Origin of the sequence: Haloferax sp. S1W (assembly GCF_044593955.1) — an archaeon.
Taxonomy (GTDB): domain Archaea; phylum Halobacteriota; class Halobacteria; order Halobacteriales; family Haloferacaceae; genus Haloferax.
The window spans coordinates 2,094,058-2,109,361 of record NZ_CP172595.1; the positions used below are offsets into that span (position 1 = coordinate 2,094,058).

The following is a 15,304-nucleotide window of genomic DNA, read 5'->3' on the forward strand; positions in this document are numbered from 1 at the left end:
TCTCGCGTCGCGTTCGGTCTCGGACCACGGGACGCGCCGCTTCGGACGAACTACTTCGATTCCGACACTCGGGTCGAAGCCCGGCCGTGACCGAACTCAGGCCGGAACGACCGTAATCTGCATCTTTCTGTCGATTGCGTTCTCCAGTTCCTCAGCGATAGCGCTGCCGCGAGAGACCTGGATGTCGCCGCCGCGACCCACCGTCGCGGTGAACAGGTACTGTTCGTCAGCGCGGACTTCGACCGTCTCGCCGACGTGACCGTCCATGTTGATGATGACGTGCCGCGAAGTCACCTCGGGCGTGACGACGATGCCCTCGCTCGATTGGCCGCCGGAGGAGGAAGCGGATGCCCCGCCGCTGGACCCGGACCCGCTTCCGCGCTTGGGGTTCTCGCTGTGGGTCCGCACGTCGATGTCGATACCGAGTCTGTCTTCCACGTCGGAGATGCGTCCGCCGCCCTTGCCGATGACGTACGAGATGTCGTCGTCTTCGACGTAGACGACGGCGCGGTTCTGACCCTTGAGTTCCACGTCGACGTGGCCGCGGGCGATAGACCGAATCTCGCGTTCGACCTCCTGTCGGGCGAGACGCGAGACGCCGCTTTCTTTCTTGTCGCCGCTGTCGCCGAGGGGGACGGTGACGACCTGCCGGTTGAACGTGTAAATCTCGAACTTCGGCGTGCCGGTTTCGAAGTCGCGGACCTGAATGACCGGGCGGGCGAGGTCCTCGGCAGTGAGTCCCTCGGGGACCTTCACTTCGGTCGTCACGTCGTAGACCGTGTGGACCTCACCGTCTTCGATGTAGACGACGGTGTCGACGACCTGCGGAATCATACCCAGTTCGACGCGGCCGACGAGACGCTGGAGGGCGTCGATGGCGCGCGTGGCGTGGACGACGCCGACCATCCCGACGCCCGCGAGGCGCATGTCGGCGAACACAGAGAAGTCCTCGGTCTTTCTGACCTCGTCGTAGATGGTGTAGTCGGGGCGCACGAGGAGCAGCGAGTCGGCCGTCTTGGCCATGTCGCCGCCGAGGGCGGTGTACTGCGTGATGTGCGGACCGACCTGCAGGTCGCGGGGTTTCTCCATCGTCTTGACCGCGTAGTCGCTGTCGTTGAGGAACTCGGCGACAGCCTGCGCGAACGTGGACTTCCCGGCACCGGGCGACCCGGCGATGAGGACGCCACGCTGGCGCTCGGCCAGTCGGTCGCGGAGTTCGTCGGCGAACTCGTAGTCGTCGAGTTCGGTCTTGACGATTGGCCGGACGGCCGTGATTTCGATGCCGTCGGCAAAGGGTGGGCGAGCGACGGCGATACGGTAGTCGCGGAACTGGACGATGTGCATCCCCTCTTCGGCGAGTTCGATGAAGCCCTCGGGCGAGGCGCGAGCGGAGTTGACGATGTCGTCGGCCCACTCCTTCATCGTCGCCTCGTCTGTCATCTCCTCGTCGATGGTCTGGTAGTGCATGTGACCGACGTCGCCGCGTTTGGCTTTCGGCTTCGTGTCGGTCTTGAGGTGGACAGACATCGTCTGGTCGTCGAAGAACCGCTCGATGATGAGGCCGCCAGAGCCGCGAACCTCGGCTTCGACGAACTCGACGCGCAGTCCCTTCGCCTTTGCAACTTCGGCCTGGACCACGTCGCTCGTGAGGAGCGTCGCCGAGTGCTCGGCCGCGATGTCGCGAATGAGGGCATCGATGTCACCTTCGTGAGCGCCTCTCGTCTCGCCGGTACTGGGACGACGGCCCACGTATTGGAGTTCGATAACGTCGTCGTCCGCGAACTCGGCGAGGCGCTGGAGTTCGGAGAGTCCCTCCCATCCCGTGTCGCGCCCGTCGTTGGCCTGTGATTCGAGTTCGCTGACGACCGCTTCGGGGACGAGCACCTCCGCACCGTCGTAGGTCCCGTCGTCGACTCGCTCGGACACGCGGCCGTCGATGACCGCGCTCGTGTCCGGGACTATCTTCATGCGCGAGGGTTTGAGCGGGGGACGGATAAGGTTGTAGATAAAAGCGGTGGCAATCGCCGGACGAAGCGTGTGCTACGAGAACGTGTGCCCAACTCAGTCGTCGGCCGGTGTACTGACGGCCCGTTGCTCGTCGAGTACCTCGAACGACCCGACGAGTCCTTCGAGATTTGCCGCCCGCGATGACAAGAGCGCGGCCTGGTCGGACAGGTCGTCGATAGAGTCAGACTGTCGGTCGGCCGTCTCGACGACCATCTGGGACTGCCCGGCGGTCTCCTCGGAGATGTTGGCAACGTCGTCCACGCGAATGGCGATGTCCTGGGCCGACTTCGCCTGCTGGTCTGTGGCGTCGCTCACCTCGGCCACGCTGGCGTCGATGTCGGCGACCATGTCTACGATAGTCTCGAACTCCTCGATTGCCTCGCTGACCGTCTCCAGACTGTCGGAGACCTGCTGGTTCATCTCCCGCACGTCGGCCAGCGTCTCCTCGGAGTGCTCGGTGATGTCGGCGATGAGCGACGACACTTCGTCCGCGGAATCGCGCGTCTCTTCGGCCAGCGACTTGACCTCCTGTGCGACGACGCCGAATCCGTCGCCCGCTTCCCCGGCGTGGGCCGCCTCGATGGCGGCGTTGATGGCGAGCAGGTCCGTCTGCGACCCGACGTGGTCGATGAACGCCGCGATTTCGTCGATTTTCTCGATGCCGTCTGCGAGTTCGGCCACTGCCTCGGCGGTGTGGTCGATACGGGCTTCGACCGCGTCTAACTCCTGCATCGCCTCGGTTGCGGCGTCGCGCCCTGCCGCCCCGCGCTCGGAGGCCGTCTCCGCCGTGTTGGCGACCTCGTCCGCCGACGCGGCTATCTCTTCGACCGTCGCCGACAGCGTGTTGAGTTCGTCCGCGACTGTCTGGAGGTGGTCGGTCTGCGTCCCTGCGCCGTCGGAGATTTCGGCGACTGCGGCGGCGACCTCTTCGCTGGCGGCGTTGGCCCGCTCGACGTGTTCCTTGGCGGACGAACTCATCTCAGAGACTTCCTCGGCGAACGACTGAACCTCACCAATCGTCCGCGAGAGCGTGTGCACGAGTTCGTTGTACGTCTCTGCGACTTCTTCGTACCGCTGGTCGTCGACGCCCCAGTCGTCGGTATCGATGGTCGCCGTGAGGTCGCCCGCCTGCGCCCGCGCTGTCGCTTCGGCGAACGCCTCCACGAGATGCTGGAGGTTCCGCGTGTAGTCGGCCAAGTCGCGTTGCATGCGGTCGAGTGCGTCGCCGAACTCGCCCGGCATCGACTCGTCGAGCGAGGGGTGAGAGAAATCTTGGTCGGCCAACGCCGTCGCCTGCGAAGCGACCGTACAGAGGTGCTGGTGCATCGACCCGAAGTCGGACGCGAGCATCGCGACTTCGTCGTCGCCCGAAACCTCGGGCGGCGTCGCCGACAGGTCGCCGTTTGCGACCCCTTCAGCCGATGTCGAGATGGCTTCGATTGGATTCACGATGTCTTTTCGAGCAATGAGAATGGTGTTGACGAATGCGAGTGCCGCGCCGACAAATAAGAGCGCCGAGAGAGCGAGGCGAGTGTCACCCGTCGCAACCCACGGGAGTGCGGCCTGCGCAATCGACACTCCAAACTGGATGCCGACGGCCGCCACGATTTTCCGTTCGACTGAATGCGAAACCCCGAGGGCGTCCATCGTCCCCCAGAGCAGTCGTTCGTACGCCGAGAAGATTCGCATACGCCATCGTTCACGGGGGCTGTCATAAGGTGACTCACCAATTCTCGTTGCGTGAGAACTCCATCTCGAGTGCTGGGAGCCACGGGATATCATTCGGTGGTCGCAGAGCGGGTGTCGAAACGAGCGAGACACGACCAGACGGGCGGAGTACGCTTTTTGGGATGGTCCACGTCGTGTCAATATGGACGAACTCGAAACGCTCACCGCCGACCTCGTCTCGATTCCGAGTCATGAAAACGAGACCGAGGCGGGCGACTTCATCGAGTCGTGGCTTCGCGCCGAGACGGACGCGGAGGTGACGCGCGACGACGCCGGGAACGTCATCGCTCGCGTCAATCCCGGCGTCGGTGACTCACTCGCGCTCGTCGGCCATCACGACGTGGTCCCACCGGCCGCCAGACAAGTGACCGACGACGGCGAGTACGTGGTCGAATCGGACGCCGACCGACTCTACGGCCGGGGAAGTGCCGACATGAAAGGGGCTGTCGTCGCGTCGATGCTCGCCTTCCGCGATGTCGCCCAGTCAGCAACCAGCGAAGTCGTCTTCGCCTCGTTCGTCGGCGAGGAACTCGGCGGTATCGGCGTCCAGGACGCCCTCGATGCGGGCCTCGAACTCGACTATGCCGTCGTCGCCGAAGGCTCGACCAATTACTCGGGACCGAACCGAACCGACGTGGCCGTCGCCCATCGCGGCCGTCGGGCGAGTACCCTCTACGTCCACGGAACCGCCTGCCACGCCAGCCTCCCCGAAGAGGGAGAAAACGCGGTCTATCGCGCCTGCGATGCGGTCGATATCGTCCGCGACATCCGGTTCCCCGAGACAGAAGTCCTTGGCAACACCGTCTCGGGGAGCATCGCCGTCACGGAAATCGACGGCGGGAGCGCGTGGAACGTCATCCCCGACCGCTGCGAGGTGACTATCGACGAGCGAACCGTCCCCGGCGGGTACGCCGACCTCTCGCAGACAGAATCCATCGACGGCGTCGAGTGGGTCGTCGAACAGGACCTCCCCCCGATGGCCTGCGATGACGCCGACTTCGCCGACCGCGTCCTCGACGTTGCCCGCGCGGTTCACGAGTCTCGCGGCGACGAGGCACCACAACAGGTGACGAAGCCCCACGCCACCGACGCCGGGTGGTTGGCACAGGCGGGGACCACGTGTGTCGTCTACGGCCCCTCGGAACCCGGCGAGGCACACACGAAAGGCGAGAGTGTGTCGCTCGACGTGCTAGAGCGGTGTTACGAGACGTATCGGGGACTTGTGGAGGGGTGGTGAAGACGACCCTCAGTTGTGGGTCCTCCTCATCAGAAGACATTTACAGGCATTCTCGGACAGCCACACGTGAACCGCCGTACGTACGTCGCTTTGCTTGCCACAGCGTCAGTCAGTGCAACGGGGTGTCTCCGAGACCCGACCCGTGAATTCGACACGCTGCTGGTCAATAGGGCACCGAATTCGATTCGTGGAGTGTTCGAAATTACCACAACCACTGGTGAGACCGTTGCAACCGAGCAGTTCGACATCGAAGACCAGAGCGTAGAATACACGCACAAGCTCACCTGTAAAGAGGTGTATCAGTTCAGCGTGGCGCTCGAATCTGGCCCCACGGGAACAGACGAACTCGCGGTTTTTGGGGATACTGCACTCCAGATTGACCTGTATCCGGACGAGGTGCAATTCAAGACGCTGACCGTTCCGGGCCCATAGCTCACAATACACAGTCTCTCGTTCGGTATCTTCCCGGACACCCACCCGAAATCGCCGTCACCTGCGATTTAATACACTCCCGAAACCATCGTCATCGATATGGCACAATCCTCCACCGAAGCGGAATCGGCGTACGACCGACTCCTCACGAAGTACAAGCGAATTGCCAACGTGAAGAACGCTGGCGGGATTCTCTCGTGGGACCAGCAGGTCATGATGCCCGACGAGGGGACGCCCGCGCGCTCCCAGCAGATGTCCACACTTTCGGCACTCAGCCACGAACTCCTGACCGACGACGAGTTCGGCGAACTGCTGGAAGCCGCCGAGGAGGACGACCCGACAGAAGAGCAGGCCGCCGTGCTTCGTGAACTCCGCCGCGATTACGAACGCGCCGCGCGCGTGCCGAACGACCTCGTCGAGAAGATTTCGGCGGCATCCTCCGAGGCAATTCCGGCGTGGAAGCAGGCGAAAGCCGAAGACGACTTCGAGACGTTCGCGCCGCATCTGGAGAAGCACGTCGAACTGAAGCGCAAGTACGCCGAGCACATCGACCCCGACCGCGACCCCTACGAAGTGCTGTTCGAGGACTACGAACCGTGCCTGCCACTCGAACAGACCGAGGACATCCTCGCCGAGGTGCGCGAAGTTCTGGTCTCGATGATAGAAGACATCCGCGAGTCCGACACGGAACTCGCCGTCGACGCCTTCGAAGGCGAGTTCGGCGAGGACGAACAGGAAGAACTGGTCCGCGACGCGCTCTCGACGCTCGGGTATCCGTGGGACCGCGGCCGTCTCGACACCGCGCCGCACCCGTTCTCGTCGGGCACGCAGTTCGACGCTCGCGTGACCACCCGCTACGACGAGTCGGACCCCCTCGGGTCGCTGTTTTCGACCATCCACGAGTTCGGCCACGCGCTCTACACGCTCGGCCTGCCGGACGAACACTACGCGACCCCGCTCGGCGAGGACCGTAACCTCTCTGTCCACGAGTCGCAGTCGCGCCTCTGGGAGAACCACGTCGGCCGGTCGCGCGCCTTCTGGCAGCACTTCCTGCCGACGTTCACCGAGCATTTCCCCGAGGTGGACGCGTCGGTCGAAGAGGCCTACGAGGCGGCCAATCAGGTCTACGACGACAACCTCATCCGCGTCGAGGCGGACGAACTAACCTACCACCTCCACATCGTCATCCGGTTCGAACTCGAACGCGACCTCGTCTCGGGTGACCTCGCCGTCGAAGACGTGCCGGAGGCGTGGAACGACAAGTACGAAGAGTATCTCGGCATCCGCCCGGAGACCGACTCCGAAGGCTGTTTGCAGGACATCCACTGGGCCTATGGGAACTTCGGCTACTTCCCGACGTACTCGCTCGGCTCCATCATGGCCGCCCAGTTGTTCGCCGCCGCCGAGGAGGATATCGACGACATCGACGAGAAAGTCGCCGACGGCGAGTTCGGCGACCTGCGCGAGTGGCTCCGCGAAAACGTCCACCAGCACGGCCGCCAGTACGAGACGAACGACCTCGTAAAGCGCGCGACGGGCGAGGACTTCGCGGCCGACGACTTCCTCGACTACGTCGAGTCGAAGTACAGCGAGCTGTACGACCTGTAAGGCCGCGAGACAGTCTGTACTTCCGATTTTCGAGGACTCATAACCGCCGCAGGAACTAAATAGTGCTGTGTCATACCATGCCATGTATGGCCTCAGCACCCAGTGACGATTTGTTCGACCAGTTCTTGGCCGACCGCGGTCACGAGACGGAACCGGTACGCTGGGATCGATCGTATAACAAATTGCAGTGTCCCGACTGTGGGGCACTACACGACATGGGGGCGGCGACCTGCTCCGTCTGCGGGTGGGTGCCGGAGGCCTAACGCGTCCGGACTGACCAAGCCACAGCACCTCGTTCTCAGGAACAGTCAGAACTGACCAATGTTCCGTTCGCGAACGCCCGGCACACCGAAACCCCGGCCGCGTTCTCCCTCGTCGGAAGCACGTTGCTTATCACAGATAAGGCCGTGAACGTGGACAATGAGCGAATCCGACGTGACGGTCACTCGCCTGTTCGGGGGACCGGGGAGCGGGAAGACCACGGCCTTGCTCAACAAGGTCGAGGAGATTCTCGAACAAGACGATGTTTCCATTCGCGACATTCTCGTCGTCTCGTACACCCGTGCCGCCGCCGCCGAGGTCCGTGAGCGTCTCGCCGAACGACTCGACATCAACCCGCGGTCGCTGAAGGGGAACGTGTCGACGATGCACGCGAAGGCGTACGAACTGCTCAGTCTCTCGCGCAACGACGTTGTTGGCGAGAAAGACAAACAGGAGTTCTGCGAGGAGTACGGCATCGAATACGAAGACGAGTACGGCGGTGCGGGTCGCCGGACCGCCCGCTCGACGACTATCGGAAACAAGGTTATCGCGACGAGTCAGTGGCTCCAGCGGACGCGCCGCGACGTTGCTGACTGGTACGACGTGCCCTTCCAGTGGAACGTCGAGGAGGTCCGCCTGCCGCCAGAGGTCGACCCCAACGCACAGGAGGGGAACAAGTACACACCGACGTGGCCCTCCGACGACGACCGCGTCGACATCCCCGAAGCAATCCGTGCGTGGCGGGCCTACAAGGGCGAAAACGGGCTGGTCGGCTTCGCCGACATGCTCGAACGCGTCAAGCAGCGCGCGCTCGTCCCGAACGTCGACTACCTCGTCATCGACGAGTTCCAGGACATCACGACACTCCAGTACGACGTCTACCAGGAGTGGAAGCCCCACATGAAGGGCGTCCTCATCGCGGGCGACGACGACCAGGTCGTCTACGCGTGGCAGGGTGCGGACCCGAACCTGCTTCTCGATGCCCAGCGTGACAACGACGAGATTCTGCCGAACTCCTACCGACTGCCGTCGAACGTCCTCAACGTCGTCAACCGGGAGATTCGGCACATCGACAAGCGACAGGAAAAGGACCTCAAGCCCCGCAAAGAAGGCGGGTCGGTCGAAGCGGTCCAGAACCCGTCGATGCTCGAACTCGCGCGGAACGTCCGCTACACGGTCGAGCAGGACGACGGCACCGTGATGGTGCTGTTCCGCGCTCGCTACCAGATGTTCCAGTTCATCGATGAGTTCCTGCCGTCCGGCATTCCGTTTTCGACACTCACCGACCAGCGGATGTGGACCGACCGCCTGACGCAGTACGTCCGGGCCGTCGAGGCGATGGCCGAGGACGAACCAGTCGACGGGTTGCAGGCGCGCCGCCTCGCCGACATGCTACAGGACTCCGCGTTCGGAACGAACGACCGCGACGAGTTGTTCGACCTCATCGACGAGCGGCAGGAAGAAGCAGGCGTCGAAGATATCACCGAACTCGAATTCACGCCGAAGGAGATCAAGAACTTCGCGCCCTTCGCGCCCGACACCGCTGCGGCCTCCGACATGGTTCGGAAGGTCACGAGCTTCCAGCGCAAATCCATCGACGCCTACTTCGCAGGCACCTACCAGGGCATGGACCCCAACCGGGTTCGCGTCGGCACCATCCACTCCGCAAAGGGTCGCGAAGCCGACCACGTCTTCATGGCCACCGACCTGACCGAGAAGGTCGTCGAGCAGATGGCCGCCTCGGTGTCCGAAGAAGAACTCGAATCCCGCGGCATCGACGAGTTCACGTCAGCGACGAGCCCCGTACCACTCATCACCGACAACGAACGCCGCGTCTTCTACGTCGGGATGTCGCGCGCTCGCGAACACCTCGTCCTCCTCGAAAACCTCGTCAGCGGTGCACCGACGCTGCCTATCAGCGTCCTGCTCCACAACGAGATTCGCGACGAAGAGGCACAGAAACTGGTGGACGAGGCGCAGGAACCGCCTGCACCCGAACCCGAGGCGTAATTCACCGTGCTGTCCGGTCCCCGCGGCGGCGACGCACTCGACGCCGCCATCGACGAGCACGACGCGCTCGGGTTCGTCTCCGTCGGATGCGGTCCCGACGCGAACGTGCGGTACCTGACCGGCCGTGAGTTCGACGCCCACGTGGTGTACGTCCGCGTCGCTGGCGAGAGCCATCTTCGCGTCCCGTCGACGATAGACACGCCCGAGATACCGGGCGTCTCCGTCCGCATCGACGACAAGCCCGCGGGGAAGGCCGCAGCGGCAGTCCTCGCCGACGCCGCTGCTGACGGAACGGTTCTCGCCCCGCGAACGCTCCCCCACGACGCTGCGTTGCACCTCGAATCGTCCGGGTACGACCTCGTTTCGACACCAGTGGTCAGCGAGGCGCGCGCAGTCAAAGACGACGACGAGCGGGCCGCCATCGAGACAGTCCAGCGGGCCGCTCGGCGCGGCGTCGCCCGCGCGGCCGAAATACTCGCCGCTGCGACGAACGACGATGGGACGCTCGTCTGGGACGGTGCCCCGCTTTCGACAGAGCGCATCCGCCGACAGGTGAACGTCGCGCTCGCCATCGAGGGCGTCGATGCCGCCGGTTCGACGACGGTGACGGCAGGAGAATCCGGTGACGCAGTAGTACTTCACCCGGGCGAGCCAGTCGTCGTCTCGGTTCAGCCACAGGGCCGCGACGGCTATCGCGGTGCGCTTGCCCGAACCTTCGTCGTCGACGCCGACGGCGGGTGGGAGCGCCGCGCACACGTCGCCTGCGACGCCGCCCGCGACGTTGCGCTCGTAGAGGGGACTCCCGGCGCGGACGCCGCGTTCGTCGGCAGTGAGATTCGCGCCGAAACCGCCGCGTTCGGCTTTTCCCCGACGGACGAAGTGACCCGAGACGTTGGCGGCGGTATCGGTCTCTCGGTCCGGGAAGCACCGCCGCTCGACGGCGATGCAGAACTGGCAGTTGGGAACATCATCAGAGTGCGCTCGGCCGTCTCTGACCCGGGCAACGGGCGCATCGAACTGGCAGACGTGATGGCCATCGACGACGACGGGCCGGTGTTCCTCGGTGACCCGCCGACGAGTCTCGACCCGGCGGCGTGGTCACAGTAACGGCCGCAGCGCCGGCATGGTCACAGTAGCAGCACCGACGACCCGACTTACTCGTCGTCTGGGTCCTTCGTCGCGCCGCCGACGAGTTTTTCTGCGGCAATCGTCGGCAGGTCCTGCGGCATCGTGAGGTACTGCGGGAGGGCGACCATGAGTACCGCGAGGAGGAGCATCCCGCCGCCGAAGACAGTCTGGCCGTCGGTGAGGAGTTGTACCCCGAAGACACCGACGGGGATAGCGAAGATGAGCGACGCCCCCAGACCGAGCATCTCCAAGATTCCAAGTCGCATCAGCCACCGATAGTTCGCGGGCGGAGAAAAGTGTCGCGACACCGTGTGCCCCGCTTTCCGAGCGGGTCGGAAAACCCCTCACCCGAGCAACCATTAAGCGGTCTCCGAGTCCACACACGCTATGGTCGCGGTCACGCTCGGGATGCTCGTCGTCTTCGCCCTCGTGGTCGTCACGATGGTCCTCTTCGTGACAGAGACGTTCCCGCCGGACGTGACCGCCATCGGCGTCATCGTCGCGCTCGTGGTGCTCGAACCGTGGACACAGGTCGATTTGCAGACCGGTCTGTCGGGGTTTTCGAGTACCGCGACCATCACGGTTCTCGCGATGTACGCCCTCAGCGAGGGCATTCAGAACACCGGCGCGATTCGCCTTCTGGGCGACGCCGTCTCGAAATTCGCCCACGGGAGCGAGAGCCGACTGCTCGGTGCCATCATCGGTCTGACCGGTCCCATCGCAGGTATCATCAACAACGCCCCAGTCGTCGCGGTGTTCATCCCGATGGTTTCGGACCTCGCCGACGAGGCGGCCGTCTCGCCGTCGAAACTGCTCATCCCACTTTCCTACGCGGCGATGCTCGGCGGGACGCTCACCCTCATCGGAACGGCGACCAACCTCGTCGCGAGCGAGGCGTACGCGACTGCCACGGGCGAACCACCGTTCTCGATGTTCGTGTTCACGCCGCTCGGCGTTCTCGTACTCGTCGTGGGTGGCATCTACCTACTGACCGTCGCACCGCATCTCATCCCCGAACGCATCGCGCCGGGGAGTCGGACAGCCAGCTATGGCGTCCAGCCGTTTCTCGCCCGGGTGTTGATTCCCTCGCGCTCCCCGCTCGTCGGGTCGCCCGCGAAGGAAGTCGCCGATGACGCCCACCGCGACCTAAACGTGGACATCCTCGACGTGTTGCGGGGGCAGACACACTTCATCGCCACTGACTCCGACCGCGACGTGGAGGGCAGAGACATCCTCACGGTCCGGGGCGACCCGGCGACGATTCGAGAGTTCTGCCGACTCGCCGACCTGCGCTTTCTCCCGCGGGCGAGCGTTACCGACGCGGAGTTAGACCGCCCAGAGCGGGTCGCGCTCGTCGAACTCGTCGTCCCTCGCGAGTCGGGGCTTATCGGTGAGACCATCGGCGACGCGCGCCTCCGCGAGCGGTACGACGCGACGGTCCTCGCGGTGCGGCGACGCGGCGGCGAACTCGTTCGCGAGCACTTTCGAGACGTGGAGCTTCAGGCCGGTGACTCGCTGCTTCTCCAGACCACCGACGAGACGGCCCGTTATCTGAGGGAGTCCGACGACTTCGTCGTCACGAGCGAGGCGGCCGAGGAACTCATCGACACACAGCTCTCGCCGACAGCGTTCCGGGCGTTCGCCATCGTCGCGGCAGTCATCGGCTTAGCAGCCATCGGTGCTGTCCCCATCGCCGTGGCCGCACTCGGCGGCGTCGCGGTGATGGTCGCCATGGACGTGCTTTCGGCGAGCGAAGCCTACGATGCCGTGAGTTGGAACGTCATCTTCCTCCTCGCGGGCGTCATCCCACTGGGACGGGCGCTCCAACTGACCGGTGGCGTCGCCCTGCTCGGCGAACTCGTCGGGGTGACAGCGACGGTGCTCCCGGAACTGGCCGTCCTCGCGTTGTTCTACATCCTGACCGGATTGCTGTCGAACGTCATCACGCCCGTCGCAAGCGTCGTCCTCATTATTCCCGTCGCTATCGACACGGCGTTCCGACTCGGCGCAGATCCGTTTGGATTCGCCATCGCTGTCACGTTCGCGGGGAGTACGGCCTTCATGACACCGATAGGCTACCAGACGAACCTGATGGTCTACGGGCCGGGCGGCTACCGCTTTACCGACTATCTTCGGGTCGGTGCGCCGCTCCAATTCCTGCTCGCCGCCGTGACGACGTTCGGCATCGACCTCCTGTGGGGAATCTGAGGCGGGGCCTCACTCCGTCGACTCCGACTTCGGGTTGTCGGACGAACGCTCCGAATCCCCGGACGAACGCTCCAGACCCCCAGACGAACCCTCCGCCGAATTTTTCGGCGAGGATGCCGCCGACTGCTCAGACGAATGCCCCACCGAGTTTTCGGGTGAGTACGCTGCCGGTCCCGACGGCAGCGTCTCGGGGTCGTCGACGCTCAGGCCCGTCGTGACAAGGAGCCGAAGGCCCCGACGGACGGGCATGTCGAGTTCCTGAATATCGTCGGGTGAGACGATGATGAGCGCCCCTGCGGTCGGGTTGGGACTGTGAGGAACGAATACGGTGAGTAACTTTTCTCCCATCTCGGTCGTCACCGACGAGGGGGCGTCGTTCGTGACGAACCCGAGCGAATAGAGGCCCTTCCGGGGGTATTCGAGGAGGACGACACGGTCGTATCCGGCCGTGGGTTCAGTGAGCGACTCCGACACCTGCCGGACGCCGAAGTAGATGGTCCGGACGAGCGGAAGCAGCCGAACCCCGCGCTCGAAACTGCCGAAGAGTCGCTGACCGAGGCTCACCGACGTGAGATAGCCGACGAACGTGATGGTGGCGGCGATGACGAGCGCCGAGAGAATCTGTGAGATGAGGACGATATCTCCGGAGTACGCCAGTACGTCCGAGAGAACCGGATTAACCTGCCGAACGACCGGGCGAATCGTCGTCGTGATTCGATTGAAGGCGAACTGTAAGACGAACACCGTGACCGCGAGCGGTGTGACGAGTACGAGACCTGTGACGAAACTACTCTGAAGTCGAGCCCAGACGCCCATACCGGTTTGTGGGGGCGACGGCGACAAAATGATATGGGACAGTGTGACCCGTCACGGAAACGTGATGGAGAACAGAAACGATAGGGATTAAATCCCACCACCCGAAGCCGGTGGTATGTTCACCGGCATCGTGGAAGGGTCCGGCGAAATCGTCGGCGTGACGGACGCCGAGGGTGGCCGACGCCTCCGCATCCGAACCGACGTTGCGTTCGACGACCTCCACCACGGCCAGTCTATCGCCGTCTCCGGCGTCTGTCTCACCGTCGAGGAGTTCGGCGACGAGTGGTTCGACGTGTTCCTCGCCGCAGAGACCGTCGAAAAGACCTACCTCGGCACGGTCGAGGAAGGCGACAGCGTCAACCTCGAACGCGCGCTCGCTGCCGACGCCCGGTTCGACGGCCACCTCGTACAGGGACACGTCGATGGGACGACCACGGTCACGAATATCGAGCAGGTCGGCGACGACTGGTTCTTCGAGTTCGACCTGCCCGAATCGCTCTCGCAGTACGTCGTCCAGAAGGGGTCTGTCTGTCTCGACGGTATCAGCCTCACCGTCGCCGACCGCCGCGACGACTCGTTCGCCATCGCCATCATCCCGACGACCTACGACCTGACGACGCTCTCGGAGAAGGAAGTCGGCGACCCAGTCCACGTCGAAGTGGACGTCGTCGCCAAGTACGTCGAATCGATGCTCGAAGGCTATGCAGAACAGTTGCTCGCCGAATAACGCCCGTTTCGGGGATTAATCTTCGAACTCGGTCGTCTCGGATGCGAACGCCGACTCGCCCGGACCGGGGCCGTTCGCCCGGTGGTACGCGCGGGCGTACCGCCGAATCTTCCCGACGAGGTAGAGTCCGAAGACCCCGTCGTAGATGATGACGTAGACGAGAAACGACACGAGCGTGCCGAATCCCGTCAGCGACGCGATGATGCTCGCACCGATACCGACCGTCGAGTTGTACGTCGCGTGGACCAGCGACGCGAGGATGAGGCCCTTGATGACGATGGGGCCAGCGTTCTGCTTGTTGAACTTGGCGAGGCCGAGGTAGTACCCGGCAATGGCGGAGTAGATGACGTGCCCCGGTCCCGCGAGGGCGCGGACGGCCGTGATGGTGCTGCCAGCGCCGATGATACCCACGCCGCCAGCCCCGAGGTCGAGTCCCGACGACGAGAGATTGCGCGTGATATACAGCGCGTTTTCGATGGTTGCGAACCCGAGACCGGCCATCGCGCCGTAGACTGCGCCGTCGACGACGGCCGAGAAGCTACTGTGGGTGTAGGCGTACAGTCTGACCGCGAGCAACTTCACCGTCTCTTCGACCGGCCCGACGACGAGATAAAAGAAGATAACCGAGCCGAGGAACCCGACCGAGAGTTGGAAGTCGCGGGCGATGGTCTGGCCGAACTCACTCAAAAGCGAGTTGGCGACGGCCGCGAACGTCGCGGTGAGGACGCCGAGGAGAAACGTCACGACCAGCATCGAGATAGGTTCGCTCCGGGTCACGTCGCTGTAGTAGACGTACGCGGCCAGCCCAAGGGCAGGGAGCGCCGACAAGAGCGTGAGCGCCCCTATCTGCGGGTCAGTGATGGCGGAGAGGCCGCCGATACCGACCAGAATGAGGAGCGCGGTGAGTATCACCGTCGCGCGGGTCGAGGCGACCAACAGACGGTAGAGCGCGACCGCCAACCCATCGACCGACGTTCGCTCTTCCCACGTCGCGATGTCGTAGAGGTCGGTCGAATCGTTCGCCGCACGTTCGACTGGGTCTCGGCTCCTGTCCATTGTCACTCAGAACGGTCTCCCGTCGGGTAATAGCTTCGCCCCATGGGGACACCGCGCCCGACCGAGTGAGGTTAAAAACCCGTAGG

Annotated in this window: 13 protein-coding genes; 8 read left to right on the plus strand and 5 right to left on the minus strand. The window is 64.0% G+C overall.

The features are described 5' to 3' along the window. Positions 1-96 precede the first annotated feature (96 nt). Both ACH9L7_RS11045 and ACH9L7_RS11050 read right to left on the minus strand, forming a co-directional pair. A complete protein-coding gene (locus ACH9L7_RS11045) occupies positions 97-1,968 on the minus strand; it encodes a PINc/VapC family ATPase (protein WP_396610759.1) in 1,872 nt (623 codons plus the stop codon). A gap of 93 nt (positions 1,969-2,061) precedes the next feature. Then, a complete protein-coding gene (locus tag ACH9L7_RS11050; RefSeq protein ID WP_396610760.1) occupies positions 2,062-3,696 on the minus strand; it encodes a methyl-accepting chemotaxis protein in 1,635 nt (544 codons plus the stop codon). A gap of 181 nt (positions 3,697-3,877) precedes the next feature. Between ACH9L7_RS11050 and ACH9L7_RS11055 the strand changes: the two genes are divergently transcribed. The 6 genes from ACH9L7_RS11055 to ACH9L7_RS11080 all read left to right on the plus strand — a co-directional run bounded on the left by ACH9L7_RS11055 (position 3,878) and on the right by ACH9L7_RS11080 (position 10,390). Then, entirely contained in the window at positions 3,878-4,972 is a 1,095-nt protein-coding gene (locus tag ACH9L7_RS11055) for a M20 family metallopeptidase (RefSeq protein ID WP_396610761.1), read from the plus strand. 192 nt (positions 4,973-5,164) lie between these two features. Further along, on the plus strand, positions 5,165-5,404 hold the full coding sequence (locus tag ACH9L7_RS11060) for a hypothetical protein (protein WP_396610762.1): 240 nt from the start codon (positions 5,165-5,167) through the stop codon (positions 5,402-5,404). Positions 5,405-5,503: 99 nt separating this feature from the next. Continuing rightward, positions 5,504-7,012, plus strand: a complete 1,509-nt coding sequence (locus tag ACH9L7_RS11065; protein ID WP_396610763.1) for a carboxypeptidase M32 — start codon at positions 5,504-5,506, stop codon at positions 7,010-7,012. Positions 7,013-7,098: 86 nt separating this feature from the next. Then, positions 7,099-7,275 (plus strand): HVO_0416 family zinc finger protein, encoded by a 177-nt coding sequence (locus ACH9L7_RS11070; protein ID WP_007274947.1) that lies wholly within the window; start codon positions 7,099-7,101, stop codon positions 7,273-7,275. A 157-nt stretch (positions 7,276-7,432) separates the two neighbouring features. Further along, a complete protein-coding gene (locus tag ACH9L7_RS11075) occupies positions 7,433-9,283 on the plus strand; it encodes a UvrD-helicase domain-containing protein (protein ID WP_396610764.1) in 1,851 nt (616 codons plus the stop codon). Positions 9,284-9,289: 6 nt separating this feature from the next. Beyond that, positions 9,290-10,390: a M24 family metallopeptidase gene (locus ACH9L7_RS11080; RefSeq protein WP_396610765.1), complete on the plus strand. Its 1,101-nt coding sequence runs from the start codon at positions 9,290-9,292 to the stop codon at positions 10,388-10,390. Between the two features lie 47 nt (positions 10,391-10,437). Here ACH9L7_RS11080 and ACH9L7_RS11085 read toward each other — a convergent pair whose 3' ends face one another. After that, the gene (locus tag ACH9L7_RS11085; protein WP_396610766.1) at positions 10,438-10,677 is read right to left on the minus strand and encodes a hypothetical protein; all 240 of its coding nucleotides are present in this window, start codon (positions 10,675-10,677) and stop codon (positions 10,438-10,440) included. 121 nt (positions 10,678-10,798) lie between these two features. Here ACH9L7_RS11085 and ACH9L7_RS11090 point away from each other — a divergent pair, with 121 nt between their 5' ends. Next, a complete protein-coding gene (locus tag ACH9L7_RS11090; protein WP_396610767.1) occupies positions 10,799-12,619 on the plus strand; it encodes an SLC13 family permease in 1,821 nt (606 codons plus the stop codon). 9 nt (positions 12,620-12,628) lie between these two features. Here the strand turns inward: ACH9L7_RS11090 and ACH9L7_RS11095 are convergent, their stop codons facing one another. Then, positions 12,629-13,435 (minus strand): DUF502 domain-containing protein, encoded by an 807-nt coding sequence (locus ACH9L7_RS11095; protein WP_396610768.1) that lies wholly within the window; start codon positions 13,433-13,435, stop codon positions 12,629-12,631. A gap of 115 nt (positions 13,436-13,550) precedes the next feature. On the opposite strand from ACH9L7_RS11095, the gene ACH9L7_RS11100 reads away from it, so the two are divergent. Then, positions 13,551-14,162 carry a riboflavin synthase gene (locus tag ACH9L7_RS11100; RefSeq protein ID WP_396610769.1) on the plus strand — a complete coding sequence of 204 codons (612 nt, stop codon included), beginning with the start codon at positions 13,551-13,553 and terminating at the stop codon, positions 14,160-14,162. 15 nt (positions 14,163-14,177) lie between these two features. Here the strand turns inward: ACH9L7_RS11100 and ACH9L7_RS11105 are convergent, their stop codons facing one another. Next, positions 14,178-15,218, minus strand: a complete 1,041-nt coding sequence (locus ACH9L7_RS11105) for a PrsW family intramembrane metalloprotease (RefSeq protein WP_396610770.1) — start codon at positions 15,216-15,218, stop codon at positions 14,178-14,180. Between the last annotated feature and the right edge of the window lie 86 nt (positions 15,219-15,304).

Bases quoted from the DNA above. Each gene is read 5' to 3' on its own strand.
- ACH9L7_RS11065 (WP_396610763.1), top strand. From the start codon at position 5,504: ATGGCACAATCCTCCACCGAAGCGGAATCGGCGTACGACCGACTCCTC.
- ACH9L7_RS11100 (WP_396610769.1), top strand. From the start codon at position 13,551: ATGTTCACCGGCATCGTGGAAGGGTCCGGCGAAATCGTCGGCGTGACG.
- ACH9L7_RS11050 (WP_396610760.1), bottom strand. From the start codon at position 3,696: ATGCGAATCTTCTCGGCGTACGAACGACTGCTCTGGGGGACGATGGAC.
- ACH9L7_RS11085 (WP_396610766.1), bottom strand. From the start codon at position 10,677: ATGCGACTTGGAATCTTGGAGATGCTCGGTCTGGGGGCGTCGCTCATC.
- ACH9L7_RS11045 (WP_396610759.1), bottom strand. From the start codon at position 1,968: ATGAAGATAGTCCCGGACACGAGCGCGGTCATCGACGGCCGCGTGTCC.
- ACH9L7_RS11090 (WP_396610767.1), top strand. From the start codon at position 10,799: ATGGTCGCGGTCACGCTCGGGATGCTCGTCGTCTTCGCCCTCGTGGTC.
- ACH9L7_RS11095 (WP_396610768.1), bottom strand. From the start codon at position 13,435: ATGGGCGTCTGGGCTCGACTTCAGAGTAGTTTCGTCACAGGTCTCGTA.
- ACH9L7_RS11055 (WP_396610761.1), top strand. From the start codon at position 3,878: ATGGACGAACTCGAAACGCTCACCGCCGACCTCGTCTCGATTCCGAGT.
- ACH9L7_RS11105 (WP_396610770.1), bottom strand. From the start codon at position 15,218: ATGGACAGGAGCCGAGACCCAGTCGAACGTGCGGCGAACGATTCGACC.
- ACH9L7_RS11075 (WP_396610764.1), top strand. From the start codon at position 7,433: ATGAGCGAATCCGACGTGACGGTCACTCGCCTGTTCGGGGGACCGGGG.
- ACH9L7_RS11070 (WP_007274947.1), top strand. From the start codon at position 7,099: ATGGCCTCAGCACCCAGTGACGATTTGTTCGACCAGTTCTTGGCCGAC.